Source organism: Pseudobacillus sp. 179-B 2D1 NHS (assembly GCF_045370945.1).
GTDB lineage: Bacteria > Bacillota > Bacilli > Bacillales > Domibacillaceae > Pseudobacillus.
Genome location: NZ_JBIQDP010000005.1, coordinates 83,328 through 101,102 on the forward strand (window position 1 = coordinate 83,328; position 17,775 = coordinate 101,102).

13 protein-coding genes are annotated in these 17,775 nt (G+C 42.5%); 1 reads left to right on the top strand and 12 read right to left on the bottom strand.

The window, feature by feature from the left end; genetic code table 11:
• Positions 1-19 precede the first annotated feature (19 nt).
• The 6 genes from lhgO to ACH0BF_RS06975 all read right to left on the bottom strand — a co-directional run bounded on the left by lhgO (position 20) and on the right by ACH0BF_RS06975 (position 7,622).
• Positions 20-1,234, bottom strand: coding sequence for an L-2-hydroxyglutarate oxidase (lhgO, locus tag ACH0BF_RS06950; protein WP_120036019.1), 1,215 nt, complete (start codon positions 1,232-1,234; stop codon positions 20-22).
• A gap of 38 nt (positions 1,235-1,272) precedes the next feature.
• Positions 1,273-1,956 (bottom strand): GntR family transcriptional regulator, encoded by a 684-nt coding sequence (locus ACH0BF_RS06955; protein WP_120036018.1) that lies wholly within the window; start codon positions 1,954-1,956, stop codon positions 1,273-1,275.
• A 571-nt stretch (positions 1,957-2,527) separates the two neighbouring features.
• Positions 2,528-3,511, bottom strand: coding sequence for a DUF4003 family protein (locus tag ACH0BF_RS06960; protein WP_406909141.1), 984 nt, complete (start codon positions 3,509-3,511; stop codon positions 2,528-2,530).
• Positions 3,512-3,606: 95 nt separating this feature from the next.
• A complete protein-coding gene (locus ACH0BF_RS06965; RefSeq protein WP_340851400.1) occupies positions 3,607-4,839 on the bottom strand; it encodes an alanyl-tRNA editing protein in 1,233 nt (410 codons plus the stop codon).
• A 121-nt stretch (positions 4,840-4,960) separates the two neighbouring features.
• Positions 4,961-6,454, bottom strand: a complete 1,494-nt coding sequence (locus ACH0BF_RS06970; protein WP_120036015.1) for a peptide MFS transporter — start codon at positions 6,452-6,454, stop codon at positions 4,961-4,963.
• Positions 6,455-6,680: 226 nt separating this feature from the next.
• A complete protein-coding gene (locus tag ACH0BF_RS06975) occupies positions 6,681-7,622 on the bottom strand; it encodes a manganese-dependent inorganic pyrophosphatase (protein ID WP_120036014.1) in 942 nt (313 codons plus the stop codon).
• Positions 7,623-8,109: 487 nt separating this feature from the next.
• Here ACH0BF_RS06975 and ACH0BF_RS06980 point away from each other — a divergent pair, with 487 nt between their 5' ends.
• Positions 8,110-9,417, top strand: coding sequence for an MFS transporter (locus ACH0BF_RS06980; RefSeq protein WP_406909143.1), 1,308 nt, complete (start codon positions 8,110-8,112; stop codon positions 9,415-9,417).
• Here ACH0BF_RS06980 and ACH0BF_RS06985 read toward each other — a convergent pair.
• From ACH0BF_RS06985 to ACH0BF_RS07010, 6 genes are all read right to left on the bottom strand, one after another.
• On the bottom strand, positions 9,364-10,071 hold the full coding sequence (locus ACH0BF_RS06985) for a uracil-DNA glycosylase (protein ID WP_340851402.1): 708 nt from the start codon (positions 10,069-10,071) through the stop codon (positions 9,364-9,366). The genes ACH0BF_RS06980 and ACH0BF_RS06985 overlap by 54 nt on opposite strands.
• 163 nt (positions 10,072-10,234) lie before the next feature.
• Positions 10,235-11,014, bottom strand: a complete 780-nt coding sequence (locus tag ACH0BF_RS06990) for a hypothetical protein (RefSeq protein ID WP_406909144.1) — start codon at positions 11,012-11,014, stop codon at positions 10,235-10,237.
• Between the two features lie 161 nt (positions 11,015-11,175).
• On the bottom strand, positions 11,176-13,152 hold the full coding sequence (locus tag ACH0BF_RS06995) for a TRAP transporter permease (RefSeq protein ID WP_340851406.1): 1,977 nt from the start codon (positions 13,150-13,152) through the stop codon (positions 11,176-11,178).
• Positions 13,153-13,174: 22 nt separating this feature from the next.
• Positions 13,175-14,185, bottom strand: a complete 1,011-nt coding sequence (locus tag ACH0BF_RS07000) for a TAXI family TRAP transporter solute-binding subunit (RefSeq protein WP_340851407.1) — start codon at positions 14,183-14,185, stop codon at positions 13,175-13,177.
• Positions 14,186-14,331: 146 nt separating this feature from the next.
• The gene (locus ACH0BF_RS07005) at positions 14,332-15,708 is read right to left on the bottom strand and encodes a sigma-54-dependent transcriptional regulator (protein ID WP_340851408.1); all 1,377 of its coding nucleotides are present in this window, start codon (positions 15,706-15,708) and stop codon (positions 14,332-14,334) included.
• A complete protein-coding gene (locus tag ACH0BF_RS07010; protein ID WP_406909145.1) occupies positions 15,705-17,750 on the bottom strand; it encodes a transporter substrate-binding domain-containing protein in 2,046 nt (681 codons plus the stop codon). Before ACH0BF_RS07010 ends, ACH0BF_RS07005 begins: the two co-directional genes overlap by 4 nt.
• Positions 17,751-17,775 lie beyond the last annotated feature (25 nt).

The following is a 17,775-nucleotide window of genomic DNA, read 5'->3' on the forward strand; positions in this document are numbered from 1 at the left end:
AAAAAATTCCCCTTTCCGCTTACGAACTAATTGCGCTTGTTAAATGATGTTGTTCAGTAATCTGGCTGACAATCTCTTTGCCAATTTCAATCGAAGCTGTGGCAGCCGGTGATGGCGCATTGCAAACATGGATGCTATTTTCTCCGTTAATCATATGGAAATCGTCGACAAAGCCGCCGTCCGTTTTAACCGCTTGGGCTCGAACACCTGCTGGTCCTGGCACCAAGTCCTCTGCTTGAATTTCTGGAATGAGCTCTTGAAGACTCGCTACAAATTTTGCCTTGCTGACAGAGCGCGCCATTTCTTCCAGCCCTTCACCCATAAACTTGCTTGCCAGCTTCCAGAAGCCCGGATAACCCATGACTTCAGCAAAGTCTTTTAAATTAAAGTCGGATAATTTATATCCTTCGCGTTTAAAACTAAGAACAGCATTCGGACCTGCATCTACCTCTCCGCCAATCATCCGTGTAAAGTGAACACCAAGGAAAGGGAATTTTGGATTTGGTACGGGGTAAATTAAATTTTTTACCAAGTGTCTTTTTTCAGGGATCAGCTTATAGTACTCTCCACGGAATGGAATAATTTTTACATCCGTTTTGTAACCAGCAAGCTTCGTCACCCGATCGCTGTGAAGACCAGCACAGTTAATTAAAAACCTCGCTCTGAATGTGCCTTTATTCGTTTCGATCGTAATGCCATCATTGGATTCACCAATGTTTTCAACCTTCGTATTTAAACGGATGTCGGCACCTTGTTCGCGAACAATTTCCGCAAATTTTTCTGTTACTTGCTTATAGTTCACAATACCAGCCGCCGCTACTTTAATGGCAGCCTTTCCGTTTACATGAGGCTCGATTTCTTTCAGCTCTTCTTTGCTAATCTTTTTTACATCCAGTTGATTTTGCAGGCCACGTTCATACAGATTATCCAAAAGAGGCAGCTCTTCGTCCTTCGTTGCCACGATCACTTTTCCGCAAATGTCATGTTCAATATCATACTTCTTACAAAACTCAGTCATGGATTTGCTTCCTTGACGAGCAAAGCGCGCCTTGTAGCTTCCCGGTTTATAATAAATGCCCGAGTGGATTACTCCGCTGTTATGGCCCGTTTGGTGGGCTGCCAGCTCGGCTTCTTTTTCAACTAAAAGTACCTTTGCATTTGGATACCGTTCATATAGCGCTTTTGCGGTAGACAATCCAACGATCCCACCGCCAACAATAGCGAAGTCGTACATGTTATCTTCTCCTTCATCGTTTCTCTATTTTATAGATTTTATTGTTTGGATAGATGTTCATCAGCCGACTCTAAGTCAGCCATATAAGAAATTAAATTATTTTTTGTTCGCAAAAGGTGATACTCTACTGCAGCTCGCAGCTCGGCAGGATCATTTCTGACAGCTGCTTCATAGATAAACCGGTGCTCTTTCTGCGTTTCCGAGTAATAATCCGCCAGCAGACTCGGAGCAATCGGAGAAATCCCCAAATTCTCTACAGCCTTTGTTAGCCTTGGCCAAGGGCAGCCCTTTTGCAGCAACTTATGGAAGCTTTCATTTAAAGCAATATAGGTATCATTTGTTTCATCTGACAATTGCAACGCTTCCATTTTTTCTACTATTTCTTTTAACTCCTGTTTATCTTCCTCCGTTAAAAAAGGAAGAGATTTCTCAACAGCAAGCCCTTCTAAATAAGATCTTAAATGATAAATTTCTTCAATATCTTCTTTTGTAATCGGAGTGACGATTGCCCCTTTATGTGGAACAAGCTTCACCAGACCTTCGGTTTGAAGCTGGGCTAGCGCTTCTCGGATCGGCATCCGGCTAACATTCAAAGTATTTGCCCAGTCTTCCTGGATCAGCCTCTCTCCCTTCTCGAATGTTCCATTTAAAATCGCCTGTCTTAAGTTTTTAGTTACATAACTGACGACAGTCGTTTTGTCCTTCGAGGGCTGAAAACTCATAGATAGACCCCCTGATAAGAAAGATTAACCTCATCCATATTGGATATTGGATACAAAAAATTTATCATAAAAAATATAGAATTGCAAGAATATTTTTATAAACGCTATTAAAACAACATTAAAAGGACACAAATAATAGTCACCCCTTAAACAGGAGTGACTACTTCAAATCATATTGGATACAATTATTTAGACTCACTTTTTAAAACAGCTAGTTTCTTTTGTGCATTTCTTTCTTGGACAGCAGCTAACATTGGACAGTTTTTACATTTTCCACAACCAGTTTTTTTACACATGTTTCTTTTCCTCCTCGTATTTTTATGATGGAAAGTGAAACGAAAAAAGCCAGCAATATCCCCATAGCAGAAGATATCACTGGCTTAATCTGCGCCCTTGTCTCCTTTTCTTGAGACTAGAACAGATTTGACAGTTTCTACGTATATTACAGCAGAATGGCCATTTCACTTGATCATAAAGAGGAAGTCTTTATAGAAGTGACTTTCCATGCCCGCTTACTATTCATTCAATACCCTTATCTTACAGGTGATTAACTTTTCTGTCAATTAATTTTTTATTCGCCGGAAGAAGCAGCAGCGGCCGCCCCAGCTGACATAACAGCAATCATCGCTGCTTGCTGGGCCTGTAGTACTGCTTCAATGGAAACTGCGAAACTTGTAAAGGCCGCTTGATCCTCGGAGATTTTTTCCCGCACGACGATTTGGCCGGCAATCAGAAGCCCTATGTCTCTGTACCATTTAAAGAGCTTTTCCTGATTAAGCGTCTCCGCTAATATCAATACTTCTTCTATCAATTCCTGAGGAGAAGCTGTCAAAGCCAACAGGCCGATCAATGGGTAATGAAGACCTTTCACTTTTAATCCACGGCTACGAAATTCTTCAAACCAGCGAAATGTTCTTTCAACAAGCGATTCCCAGTCATTACTGTTGCTTTGTGCAAGAATGTGGGACAGCAGCTGCAAATCATTTCCCTTCCAGAACGGTCCTTCGCTTAATTTGGAATAGTAAAATTCAATCTTATCTATCAATTCACCCTGATCTTGCCGGGCCAGGAGAATAGAGAGCGGATAATCATCCTGAGAAGTTAAGAAATAATGGTTCTTTTTCATTTTTTTATGAATTTGTTTTGCCTGTACGGCAGTCCGTGTTCTTTCCTCTGTATCTTCTGTAATAGAAACTAACGTAATGGCTGCAATGTATGTAAATGCTGTTTTCCGAAAGCCATGATCCACGAGCAACTGATAGCTGTGCTGCATCTTTTCAAACCCACTATATGGGTCATCAAAACCGGTCGATAATAAAGCAGTCATTGAATAGTTAAAAGAACCTTTCAATCCGGACAACCATCCCGAGTTTGCTTTAATATGATCAGAAAGCTGCAAAAATTCCTTCGCTGAAAATGTCCGTCCGGCGGCTGCATATTGGGCAACAATGGACAGTAGCTGGCGTTTATCGACTCCCCAACTAACTGCCTTCACCAGCTGCTCATAATCCACAGCAAACCGGCTCGCTATTTGTTTCGCTTTTTCTTTATCCATAATCCCCCTCCGTTCTGTTTATTTTCTTTACGAAAAAAAGAGCAAAAAGTTTCAATAAACTTCCTGCTCAACCTGTTGCTCCCTCTTCTAATAAACTAATACTTTTTATCCATTTGAAGAGACGCAGAGGCCAAGATCTCTTCAAAAGCTTTAGCTAATTCCTCGCCAGGCATAGTGCGTTGACCGCCACCTTGAATAAAGTGAGGCTGGCCGCCGCCTTTCCCCTCAATAAGCGGGAAAATGAAAGAAGCCGCTTTTTTTAAATCAATATTCGTCGTTTCATTCCCACTAGCCGCGGTAAGCTGGAGCTTGTTTTCATTTTCTGCTACAAAGGCTGCGACAACTCCCGCATCCTTTTCAATTGCTAGCCGCGCCATTTTTTGAAGCTCCTGTATTGTGCGATTCCGAAATACTTGAACGAGCAGCTTATATCCTTCCTTATGTATTGCTTTTTGCAGCAACACCTTTACTTCATGCTCAAGCAGTTGATCCTTCGCTTCGTCAAGTGCGGCTTGTAATGCCTTTTTCTCTTCAAGCAACTGACGGGCTGCCCCAGTCATCTTGTCCTGAGGGCTGTTCAACAGACGGGAAAGCTCTCGGATCACTGCTTGCTTTTCTCCAAGCTGCTTTAGCACCCGCCCGCCGCAAACAAATTCCAAACGAACGTGCTTGCGCTGCCTTTCCCATTTCAACAGCTTAATCGCCACCACCTCACCTGTGCTGCGTGGATGTGTTCCCCCGCAGCCATTATAATCAAAGTCCGGAATGATAACGAGTCGAATATTCCCCGTCACAGCTAATTCCTTTCTTAACGGATAGCGAGAAGCCTCCCCAAAGGTTATCCACTTCGTTTCAATTGCACGGTTTTCTAAAATAATTTCATTAGCTTTCTTTTCCGCCTTCTTAAGCACTTCCTCTGTCAAAGAGTCCGTATCTAAATCTATCGTTACTGTTTTTTCCCCCAGGTGAAAACTTGTTGTGCAAATTCCAAATAATTCCTCAAACGCAGCCGATAAAATATGCTGGCCCGCATGCTGCTGCATATGATCGTAACGGCGTTCCCAATTGATTTCTCCATTTACCTTCTCGCGCGACATTCCAAGCTCCTCTTCAAGATAATGGCGAATGACTCCGTTAACAGATTGAACGTCCGTTACCCTTATGCCATTTATCTTTCCTGTATCGCACGGCTGGCCGCCACCCTCCGGATAAAAAGCTGTGCTGTCCAGAACAGCAAATCTTCGGCCTGCTTCATCTACGCCCTCCTCTAGAACATTTGCAGTAAAAGACTGAATATACGCATCTTCATAAAATAGTTTTTCTGTCATTTTCCCACCTCATTGTCACGCTTTTCTGCTTCTACTATAGCAAAAGAGAGACAAAAAAAGCCATTTGCTAGTCAAACTAGCAAATGGCTTTTCTATCAATTGAAGCAATGGTGTTAACGTTTTAGTTAACGCCTTTCATCATCGTATGAATTTTCTTGGATATGAGATAAAGAATCAATCCAAGAACGATAGAAGCAGCACCGATGGCACCAAAATAGATAATTTCTGTTTCTGGTTTATATAAACGAACGATTTGTGCATTGATTGCTTGGGCAGATGCACTTGTTAAGAACCATAAACTCATTGTTTGGGCTGAGAAAGCAGCTGGCGCCAGTTTAGTTGTTGCCGAAAGCCCAACAGGCGATAAGCAAAGCTCGCCAATAACAACAAGGAAGAAACTAAGTACAAGCCACATTGGATGAACTAGTGTTTCTGTTCCATTTACATAGGCCGGTATGATCATTACAAGGAATGATAACCCAGCAAACAGCAGACCAAGCGAGAATTTCTTTGGTGTAGACGGCTGGCGTTTGCCTAGCTTGACCCACAGCCAAGCAAAAACAGGTGCAAATGCAACGATAAATAATGGGTTTAATGTTTGGAACCAAGAAGATTGTAAATGCATTCCTGCAAAGTCCAACTGCGTCCGTTCATCGGCATATCTTGCCAGGATAATAGATCCTTGTTCCTGGATCGCCCAAAACATAGTAGCCGCTATGAATAAAGGAATGTAAGCAAGAAGACGAGAACGCTCTATTTCTGATGTTTTCGGACTGCGGTACATCATAATGAAATAAGCAGCCGGAATAATAATTCCTAAAATACTAACAAGCAAAATAAAACGGTCAATAGTTAATAAGCCAGTTGTCATTCCAATTGCACCTAAAATAACGATCACTAAGGTGCCAATACCGATTTGAATAAAGACTTTCTTTTTTTCTTCTCCCGTCAGCGGGTTAGGTACATAAGTACCGGCCAAACCAAGTCTGGTCTTTTTTGTTACAGCGAATACAACCAAGCCTAAGAACATTCCGATAGCTGCAAGGCTAAAGCCCAAATGAAAATTATACTCCTGACCAACTGTACCAACGATTAATGGAGCGATCAGCGCTCCAGCGTTAATTCCCATGTAGAAAATGCTAAAACCAGAATCACGGCGCGCACCTTCATCAGCATAAATATCTCCGACAATGCTTGATACATTAGGTTTCAAAAGGCCCGTACCAATAACAATCAATCCCATAGAAATGAATAAAGCGGTTACACCACCCGGGAAAGCAAGGGCAATGTGTCCAAGCATGATAAGCACACCGCCATAAAAGACGGTTTTCGATGTACCGAGCAGGCGGTCAGCAAGCCATCCTCCGATAATTCCAGACATATAAACGAGTGAGCCATAAACTGCCATAACAGCGGCCGCCGTGCCTTGATCAAGACCTAACCCGCCTTTAGAAACTTCGTAATACATATAATAAAGCAGAATCGCTTTCATTCCATAATATGAAAAACGCTCCCAAAACTCCGTAAAGAACAAAGTGGATAAACCTTTAGGATGACCAAAAAAGCCAGTCTGAGGTACACTTTCGGCAATCTTCTTCTTTTGATTGCTATCCAATTTAAGATCTCCTTCCTTCTCATGCCCAGTTTATATTTGCAGTATTATCAAAAAATTTAATAGGCATAAATTATTTCGAAAAAGTGAAACTACTTAATCATATTGCGTTTAACTTAAGTTGTCAATCCAATTTTATTATTTCTAAATAATTTTAATCTTCTATCTAATTTTTCTTTTCAAAAAAAAGCATGACACAAGCCTCAGCTCGGTCATGCTTCTGTCTTTATTATTTTGTCATACCCTGAAAAATATCCGTTAAAACTGGAATAATTTGTTTTTTTCGTGATACCACACCTTCAAGGATGATCGTTCTGTCATCAGAAATCGGTGTGTTGTATGCTTTTTCCACAACTGCTGCCTCTTTACCCGCTACAATTGCGACGGAGTTGCTGTTTAAAATATCTGTGATCACGAATAAAAATAAATCGAGGCCTTTTTCTGCAATTGTGCGCTCTAAAGCCGCTTCGATGTCTTCTTTGCGTGCCAATACATCCAATACATCAATAGCATTTACCTGTGCAACTTCTACTTGATAGTCTCCCATCGCAAATACTTTGGAATCAAGTGAGACCAACTCTTCTGTTGACTTGCTTCTTAAATCAGCACCTGCCTTTAACATAGCAAGCCCATACTCCTCAGCATCAACACCTGCAATGCTTGCCAGTTCTTGAGCAGCTTTTACATCTTCCTCTGTGCATGTCGGAGATTTGAATAAAAGCGAGTCGGAAATAATCGCAGATAGCATCAAGCCCGCGATGTCTTTTTGAACAGCGACGCCGTTTTCTTTATACATTTTATTTAAAATAGTAGCTGTACAGCCTACTGGTTCAGCGCGATAGTACAACGGGTCACTCGTTTCGAAATTCGCGATTCGATGATGGTCGATTACTTCGAGTATACGCACATCATTAATATCGTCTACACTTTGCTGTCGCTCATTATGGTCTACTAAAATAACGTGCGCTGCTTCTGGAGCTGCTTTGTCAATTAGTCTTGGAAGCTCGGCATTAAATTGATTTAATGCATATTCTGTTTCGCCATTCAGTTCACCAAGACGAACAGGCTCTGCCTCTACTCCTAATTCTTTTTTCAAAGCCGCATACGCAATCGCAGAACAAATAGAATCTGTGTCCGGATTTTTGTGTCCGAAAATAAGCACTTTACTCATTATTTAACTCCTCACTTATATAAATAATAGGGAGCAGCACCTTTAGGTCCTGCTTTCACTTCACGCTCCTATTTTAACGCAAATCAACTGAAATTTCTCGTTAACTTTCTAAATTTAATTAAATTGATTGGCTTACTGAGTTTATTCTTTATTGTCTTCCTCTTCGTTGCAAGCAAAAAAGCTGTCCAAGACAGCTTTTTCTGTTTTACTTTCTCATGTTTTCTTGGTCTTTTAAACGATTTTGCTGATCGGGCTAGCGTGCTTGATTTCTAAATTCATTTTCCTGCTGCTGTTCTTCCTGCTTCTTTCTTTCTTTTTCGTTGAGATGGTTATGGTCATTATTGGCCATCGATTTCCCTCCTCTCATGTATATAAAACTCTTTTCCCTCATTATTTTTAATAAAACTCTTTTTGTATTCGACAAAGTTCTTGCTATTTTTGGATAAGCTTCAACTACAATAAAGGAAACTGTAAAAAAGAGGGTGGGATGATGGCTCAAATAGAACGAAGTGAAACAGCAACAAAACGGCCATTATGGGGATTGTACTTTTCCCTGCCGATTTTATCATGGGCACTTTATGATTTTGCCAATACGATTTTTTCTTCCAATATCATTACGATCTTCTTTCCTTTTTACCTTCAGGAAACCATCGGCGGCAACGATCAGCTTAACCAGATAGCCAGCACTTTTATTTCTTATGCGAACGCAGCGGCCAGCTTGCTGCTCGTGTTATTTTCTCCGCTTTTTGGTGTCCTCATTGACCGGACAGGAAAGAAAAAACGTTATATTATCCCGTTCACACTCATTTGCGTAGCCTGCACGATAGGTATGGGGCTTGCGGCTTCCACTCATTCACAACAGGAATTATTCGGCCTGCCGGCGGCCCTCATTTTTGTTGTTCTTTTGTTTGTAGCAGCAAAGTTTTTTTATCACTCCAGCTTGATCTTTTATGACACAATGCTGGCCGACTTGGGAACGAAAGAAGAGATCCCACTGTTATCGGGCTTCGGAGTAGCTGTTGGCTATATCGGCACCCTGGCCGGACTTGCTATTTATCCATTCATTGGTGATGGCCATTTTCACCGAGCGTTTATTCCAACAGCGATTTTATTTCTTCTCTTTTCCCTGCCGCTTATGCTCGCCGGACGGGAAACAAGACTGCCGACTTCCACAGAAAAAAAGTCATTTATTAGCGGCTATCAGGAAGTAATGTCTACATTTAAAGAAATGAAAGCTCACCGAATCATCTTTCTATTTATGATTGTCTATTTTTTCTTGAATGATGCCATCGCTACAGCGATTGCCATGATGGCTGTTTATGCCAAAGCGATTGTTGGCTTTTCTTCAGGTCAATTCATTCTGCTCTATCTCGTTTCCACCATTGCGAGCATTATTGGTTCTTTTCTATTTGGCTATATTACGAAAGCCCTTGGAGCAAAAAAAGCCGTAAACGTCGTTGGGATAATTTTGCTCGCCGCTTTGTTCATTGGCACATTTGCTGTCAATGAAGCGATGTTCTGGGCTGCTGGCAGTCTGTTTGGCGTATCTCTCGGAGCCGTTTGGGTAACATCAAGAACATTCATTATTGAACACACCCCAGAAGAAAAAAGAGGACAATTTTTTGGCTTGTTTGCTTTTTCCGGCAAGATTTCCGCTATGGTCGGTCCATTTCTATACGGCACAATTACACTTGTCCTTGCCGACTACGGAAATATAGCCAGTCGTACAGCTCTAGGCTCTTTAATGGTTCTTGTTCTCATCGGCCTTGTCGTTCACCGTCGCATTCGTATATAAAAGGGAGTCATTGCCAAGGTTTTTCAGGTATCCTCCGAGCTTGTCCATATCTTCATGTATAAGCTCTAGCAGACGACGGTTGTAGAAGATGGAAGCTGGATGGAATGTTGGAAAAATAACATATTCCTTTTCTGTCCATTCATATTCATTGCTTTCCACGTTCTTCAGCCGTCTGACAGGCTGCTTAATGAACCGGCCGTGCGCTTCGGTTACTTTTACATCAGGTCCGCATAACCGTTTCAAACCGATGTTGCCGAGAGCCACAATGACAGGCGACTTGACATGTTCAATTTCATAATCAAGCAAAGGCGCATGAGCTAAAATCTCTGCGGAGGTTGGCGCACGATTATACTTTCTCCTAACTATTTCACCTGTTCGTGTTCGCTTCTCCCCCCACTTGTATGGACGGCTTCTAACTGCACTAGTTATGTACACTTCTTCTCTGGAGACTCCAGCCCTCTCCAAGAACTTCATTAATTCCTTGCCGGCCCTGCCGCTGAAAGGAATGCCGTTATGGATTTCTGTCTCTCCCGGCGCCTCTCCGACAAGCATTAGCTTCGGTTTTTCAGGGCCCTTGCCGTAAACGAATCCTTCAACAGGATAAGGGTAAATTCTCTTTTTCCCGAGCTCCGCAAGCCACTCCGGTATTTGCATGATGCATTTCTCCTTTCCAGCTTATACTTATCATTAGACCCTCAACCAGCAGCGAGTGGCTGAGCACCTGCTAAGCGATCATGCATCCTCTTCCTTTTATGATTAATATATACCCATCCGCTGCCTGCCTACTCAAGAATTCTTTAAGACTTCCTTTGCTTGGTTACTTTAAATCAATCTGAAAGGTTTTTCCATGACTTATCAACTCATGAGTTTCCCCATCCAGCACATCATCTGTTGAAAATTGTATGGTTTCCATCTGCTTAGGCAGTTTTCTCAGCAGCAGACCAATTTTCCCCTCTCTTTTTTCCCCCTTGCGGTAGTCGACCCTTGAAAAGCTGCTTTCGCCTACAAATGTATCATCACTCGCGATAAAGCTTCTCCTTGGCACGAAAAATGTTTCTCCACCAAACCGCACATCCAGAAAGCTGAAAAATTGGACCTCCTTTCCATACTGATTAGTCACGTTATAAGAAATCTCCATGTAATACACCTTTTCTTTAACTTTCCACCCAGACTGCTTCACTGCTTCATTAAGCTCGTCCCAGTCTGCATACTTGTTTCCTTCTCTTAGCAAATCATTCCTTGTTTTATTATTAAAATAGCCTAAATACTCTTTTTCCTCGTCTTCCATATCCATCATTTTAATCAGCTTAACTTCCTTAACGTAAATGTGCATACGGTCAACAACATATTCTTTTTTTACATTGAAATAATCTCTTAATTCAAGGGTCGCCCAATCTTTCTCCCTCACTTTTTGACCGGGTTTTTTCAAAAGATCGCTCCCCCCGCTTTCCACCGTCTTCACCTTTTCGGCTTTCTGTGAAGTTACCTTTGCCGTCTCTTTTTTAGAACTTGGTAAATGAAATGACAGCAACATCGCACCTATGAATAGAGACACTCCTAAAATGAACATGATCCAATACTTTTTTTTCTTATTCAATAGCTGAACTCCTATCTAAAAAAAATAAAAACTGCTTTTAGCATAGCTGAAAAACTCAGACTTTTTAACCCTCAACTTGTATCCATAATAAAACCGCTGTAAGGAATACTTACAGCGGTTTTATTATGGATACATTCTATTGTTTCGCGAGCGGAATATCTTTAAACAATTTTGGAAGTTGGTATATCGGAACGAATTTTAGAACGGGCGATGAACTGCTGAATCAGCACAAGGGCCAGTATGCCTAGTCCAACCACATCCGTCCAGATGCCTGGAATAATCAAAGTGATCGAGCCGATAAAGCATAAAGCAGCAAGTGGCAGCGGCAAGTCCGCGATTAAATATCTTTCCAATGCGGCACTCAACCCGAGAATACCGATGATTGCTGTCACAGTTACCCAAACAACTTCAAGCGGGCTGGTGACATCCTGCATAAGGATAACAGGTGAAAATACAAAGATATAAGGAATGATAAACCCTGACAAGGCAAGCCGCAGTGCTTCAAAACCTGTCTTATTCGGGCTGGCACCAGCGATACCTGCTCCCGCAAATGCCGCAAGAGCAACCGGTGGCGTTACGTTAGCTAAAATACCGAAATAAAAGACGAACATATGAGTAACGAATGGTGCAACACCCAGTTCAAGCAAGGCCGGTGCAGCCATTGTAGCTGTAATAATATATGTCGGAATAGATGGGAGCCCCATTCCCATAACAATACAGGCAATCATTGTGAAAATGAGTGTCAGGAACATTTCTCCTTGACCAAGAACAAGGATGGATTGGGTCAGCTTCGGTCCTAGTCCAGTCAGCGTGCTTACGCCAACGATTAAACCAACCATGGCACACGACATTGCCACACCAAGCGCCGACCGGACACCGTCCTCCATCGCTCCTAGAATTTCCTTTATCCCCATCCGTGTTTCTTTATTAAACCAGCTGACAACGATCGAAAGAACAATCGCATAAAAAGCAGCATATAGCGGGGTTTTTCCGGCAATCAACATCCCGATCAGCACAATAATCGGAATGAGCAGATGGCCGCCTTTTTTGAATACTTGCCATAGGTTCGGGAGTTCTTCTTTAGACATGCCGCGAAGGCCCAATTTTTTTGCCCGGAAATGAACGATGCAAATAATGCCAAGATAATAGAGAAAAGCCGGCAAAATGGCAGCAAGGGCAATCTGGTTGTACGGCATACCCAGCGTTTCTGCCATAATAAACGCGGTCGCTCCCATGACCGGTGGAATAATTTGCCCACCGACAGAAGCAGTGGCTTCCACCGCACCAGCAAATTCCGGCTTATAGCCAACGCGTTTCATGAGCGGAATTGTAAAAGCTCCTGTCGTTACTACATTTGCCAGTGCACTACCATTAATTGAGCCAAGTAGCCCGCTTGAAACAACGGCTACCTTTGCCGGGCCGCCGGATGTGTGCCCCGCTACACTAAGCGAAATATCAGTGAAAAACTGCCCCATTCCTGAACGGTTTAAAAAAGCCCCGAACAAAATAAAGAGAATAATATAAGACGCAGATACAGAAATAGCAATGCCATAAATTCCTTCTGTTGACAGATACATATAGGTCACGATATCTTCTAGATCTTTTCCCGAGTGCTTGAGTAAGTCAGGAAAGTACTGGCCGAAAAAGGCATAAGCCAGAAATAATGCTGTTAAGATCGTTAAAGCATTTCCAGCTACACGGCGGCCCCCTTCAATCACCACAGCGATCGTGAGCAATCCAAAAGCAATATCCACCCCGCTCGGCATATAAATCGACATTCTTTCAGCAATTCCCTGATAATCGATAATCATATAACCGCCAGTCGCCAGCGCAGCAACCATCCAAATGACATCAACTGGAGTCACTTTGTTTGTTCCCTTTTTGTAAAAGGCAGGATATAAAATAAACACAAGTGCGGCGATTACGGCTGTGTGCAGCGAGCGATGGCGAAGTGCATCAAGCGGTCCAAAATAAGCAGTATACAAATGATAACCGGCAAGACCAACGCTCAGTGCAAAGACAGCCCAACGCCAAAAACCATGATCAATTTTCCGGAATCGTGATTCACTGTCATACTTTTGCAGAATCTCCTCCTGGCCTTCTACTGTCTCAGGAATCTCTTTTGTTGCGTTTGCCATTTATATGTCCCTCCCTTATTCCTTATTGCAAAACACCTTGCTCTTTAAAGTATCTCTCCGCTCCTGGATGCAGCGGCAACGGCAGTTTCTCAGCTGCTTTTTCCAATTCGATATGCTTAGCTGAGCTATGGGCATTTTGGAGTTGATCAAGACTTTCAAACAATGTTTTTGTTAACAAATAAACCTCTTCATCAGGCAAATCTTTGTGAGTGATTAGTAGGTTATTTACTTTTACTGTCTCCCTATCTTTTTTTACGCCTTTATACGTATTGGCGGGTATACTGCCGATTTCAAAGGCTGGGTATTTTTTTTGAAGGCTTTCCGTAATCTTTTTCGGCACTGGGATGATTTCTACTTCATCTGTGGCGGCCAGCTCCATAATGCCTGAGTTTGGGTAACCGGAAGATAGAAAAGCGACATCCGTCGTTCCGTTTTTGATGCCCTCAATTCCTTCAGAGAAGGATAAAAAGTCTGCATTTACATCATCGTAAGTGATGCCTGCTTCTTCCAAAATCCGCTTGGCCATAATTTCGGTACCGCTTCCAAGAGCACCAACAGCAAGATCTTTTCCTTTTAAATCTTTAAGAGTCTTAATGCCGAGCTTTTTAGGAGCTACAATTTGCATGTAGTTAGGGTAGAGCGAAGCGACAGCTCGAACATTCGAAAGCGCTCCTGCTTTAGCAAAGTTCCCTTCTCCCAGATAAGCATCTGTTACTGTATCAGCCATGGCAAAGCCTAGTTCTGCTTTCTTTCTCGAAAGCTTAGCTGTGTTTTCTGCTGAAGCTCCCGTAGTTTGGGCACTTGTCTGGGCGCCAAGTTCTTCTCCATAAATCTTGGCAAGCGCATTGCCGAGTTGAAAATAAATCCCTGATGTTCCACCAGTTAAAATCGTTACCGGCTGCCCCGCCAGCGGTCCGGCTGCCTTGCCTGTCCCTTCTGCCTTCTCATCTTTCGAAGAAGCAGAATTGCTACAGGCGGCCATCATTATAAGAACGGTAACTAAAAGTAAAATAAATCCTGTACGATATTTCATTTTCTCACCCCTTTGTCTGTTCTACTCTTCATAATGCAACATTCATACCATTTTTAAAATTCAGTTAAATTAGCTGTTTGTTTTAAGAAGCGGCAAAAAATGCCGGTTAGGAACGGCAAAATATTCCTAACCGGCATTTTTTTCTCTTATGTACTTTCTTCCCTGTAAATCTGAAGCTTGTTGCGCAGACTGCGCTCACTAATACCAAGCATTTTTGCCGTTTCTTTTCTACTTCCATGGCAATGCTTCAGCGAAGACTCAATAATCATTTTCTCGGCTTCTTTCATCGTAGCACCCAAAGGAACAGGGATGATAGAAGGAGAAAAATTAACCGTCGGCTTCACTGTCTCATTTTCAGAACGGATGGCAATCGGCAAATCAGTTTCCGAAATGACTCTTCCTTTTGTCATCGCTACAGCATACTCAAGGATATTGCTCAATTGCCTAATATTCCCCGGATAATCATAAGCCAACAACCTATTCCACGCTTCTTCTGACAGGGATGGAAGCGGCCGCTGCATTTCTTCCGCATACTTTCTGAGAAAATAGGGAATAAGCACTGGCAAATCTTCTTTTCTCTCGCTTAATAATGGCAGTTCGATCGGTATGACGTTCAGTCTGAAAAACAAGTCTTCTCGAAAAGAGCCTTCTGACACCATTTGTGAGAGGTTTTTATTTGTTGCGCTAATGATCCGCACATTTACTTTTTTCACTTCTGTAGAGCCAAGCGGCGTAAATTCCTTTTCTTGCAGTACGCGCAGCATTTTAGCCTGTAAGGAGGCGGGCATGTCGCCGATTTCATCAAGAAATAGTGTGCCGTTATCCGCAGCGGCTATTTTTCCCTCCTGGCTGCCCACCGCCCCAGTAAATGCCCCTTTCGCATAGCCAAACAGTTCACTCTCCAGCAAGGACTCCGGGATGGCTGCGCAATTTACCGAAACAAATGGGCCGTCCTTTCTTTTTCCCTGTCTATGTAAAGCCCTAGCCACAAGTTCTTTTCCTGTCCCACTTTCTCCAAAAATAAGAACGCTTGAGTCAATATCCTTCACTCGCTCAATCATTGAAAAAATATCCCTCATTGCTGGGCTCTCGCCAATCATCTGATCATAGCCTTTAATCTTCTCAATGGTTTCATTCAATTCCCGGATTTTGCTGTACAACGTCTGATGTTCAAGCGCTTTTTCAATCAATAAATGCAGCTCATCAATATCGAGCGGCTTTGTAATATAATGATAAGCTCCCTGCTTAATGGCTTCAACAGACGATTCAATTGTGCCATAAGCCGTCATCATAATAACGGATATATGCGGGTAAGTCTTTTTCACTTCAGCCAATACGTGCAGACCGTCCGCTTCCCCAAGCCGCCAATCCAATAGCATTACCTGCACCTGATTTTTCTGCAACACGTCCATTGCATTCTCTACTCTTGTAGCTGCCATCACTTCATATTGATTTTCAAGTGCGAATCGCAGCGATGCCCCGATCGCCGGCTCATCATCCAGGATTAAGACAACAGGCTTCATTCTTTCTCCCCTTCTTTCTGTGCGGCAGGCAGTGTAACGGTAAAAGTCGTCCCCCTCTCCTTCTCCGTCTCCACTTGCATATCACCGTTATTTTCTTTGATCCATTGATAGCATAGGGCTAATCCGAGCCCGACTCCATGCGGCTTTGTCGTATAAAAAGGCTCAAAGATATGAGAAACGCTATGTTGATCCATGCCAATTCCAGTATCTGCTACTTGAATCACTCCCATGGCCTCCATTCTTTGAATCTTTACCGTTAGCTGCTTCTTCGGTACCTTATCCATAGCATCCAATGCATTTAACAGTAAATTCAGCAGCACTTGTTTTAACTGATCAGGATCACAAATAATTTCCACTTCCGGTTCCATCATTAATTTCAAATGCACATGGCTTTTTTTCAATGTTGGTTCAATGATTGCCACCACAGATTGGATAAAAGCAGCAGCCGGCAACCTTTGTTTTTGCGGGTGCTTAGGCCGCGCATAATCAAGAAGTGATTCAACAATGGTATTCATCCGCTTTAACGCTTCCGGTACGTATTTAACAAGCTCTTGGCGAAATGACTGATCTTCATACTTCTTTGGCAAAAGATCAATAAAGGTTTTCATGGAAGTAAGCGGATTGCGAATTTCATGAGCCACCCCCGCAACAAGCTGTCCGAGCGCCCGCATTTTCTCCTGGGTTGCGAGCTTCTCCTCCAACATCTTTGCCTCTGACCGATCAGCTAATGTCAACAGGCAGCCGTTTTTCTTTCCGCTTTCTTCATATAATGGAATGAGACGGAATAAAATAAACCGCTTGTTTCCATCGGCTTCAAATACTAGTTCTTCTGAAAATAACTGTTTGTCCTGATTATCCTCGAAATATTTGTAATGCTGAAGAATATCGGCAATTTGCGGCTGCCCAAAAATATCCTCTGTTTCGACATATTCTTTCTCTTGAAGACCGAGCATAGCTTTTGCCCGTTCATTCAAGCTTGTCAGCTGCAGGGAATCATCAAATGTTAAAATCCCATAATACATATGATGAATAATTTGGGTCTTGAAAGCATAAGCTTCGGAAATAGCGCGCTGCTGGACTTCTAATTGATCATTTGCTGCTGCCAAGGCCGCTGTTCGCCTGGCTACTTCTTTTTGCAGCCGCTTGTTCCATAAATAAGTAAAAATCAGAACGGCTACAGCACAACTGCTGAGAATCAGCAAGGCAATAATCCAATTGCGCATTTCTTTCAATTGACCGTCAGGATATAGACCAAACCACTGTGAATATAAAGTTTGATAATCCCCGTTCTCCTGCATGTTCATCAATGAGTGATTGATGAGCGAAAAAAGTTCTGTTTCTCCCGGACGGACGGCCGCCGCAAAATCAGAAGGCACGCCGATATGTTCAAGCACTCGATATTGATCCTGTTCACCTGATTGCTTTAAATAAAACTCTGCCGTCCATTTGTTTGTTAAAAAGGTATCTGCTCTTTTTAGCAGCAAGAAATTAAATGCATCTTTTGGATTAAATGCTAGTTGAAATTCCACTCTTCTTATATTCAGCAATAGATCAAATGACGCCGGCTCTTCCTGCATAACAATCGTTTTTTCCCGCAAATCTGTTAAGTTTTTGATCTCTGTGGTTGCTTCCTTCGGTACAACAAGAACATCTGTCATCGTAAAATAGGACTCCGAAAATTGAAAACGCTCGCTCTGCTCGGCGGAATATCTCATCCCCATAATGGCATCTACTTTACCCGCTTTCAGCGCCTGTTCCGCTTCATAAAAGTTCATTGGATAAAATCGAAACTCTACTCCTGCTTCTTCAGAAATAGAGCGAAAGAGCTCTACACTGAAGCCAGTAAACTTTCCTTTTTTATTGATATAAGAGAAAGGAGGCAGATTTTTTTCTCCTGCAATCCGATACACTTTTTTGACGGGCCGCTGATCTACCTGGCTGGCAGGATGGTGAAGTAAACTAGCCGAAGCGAAATGGAGGGAATAACTCGAAAGCAAGAGGAAACCTATAACTAATATGGATAATCGAACTGAAAAGGGCATATCCTGCTATGTCTCCTTTAAAAAA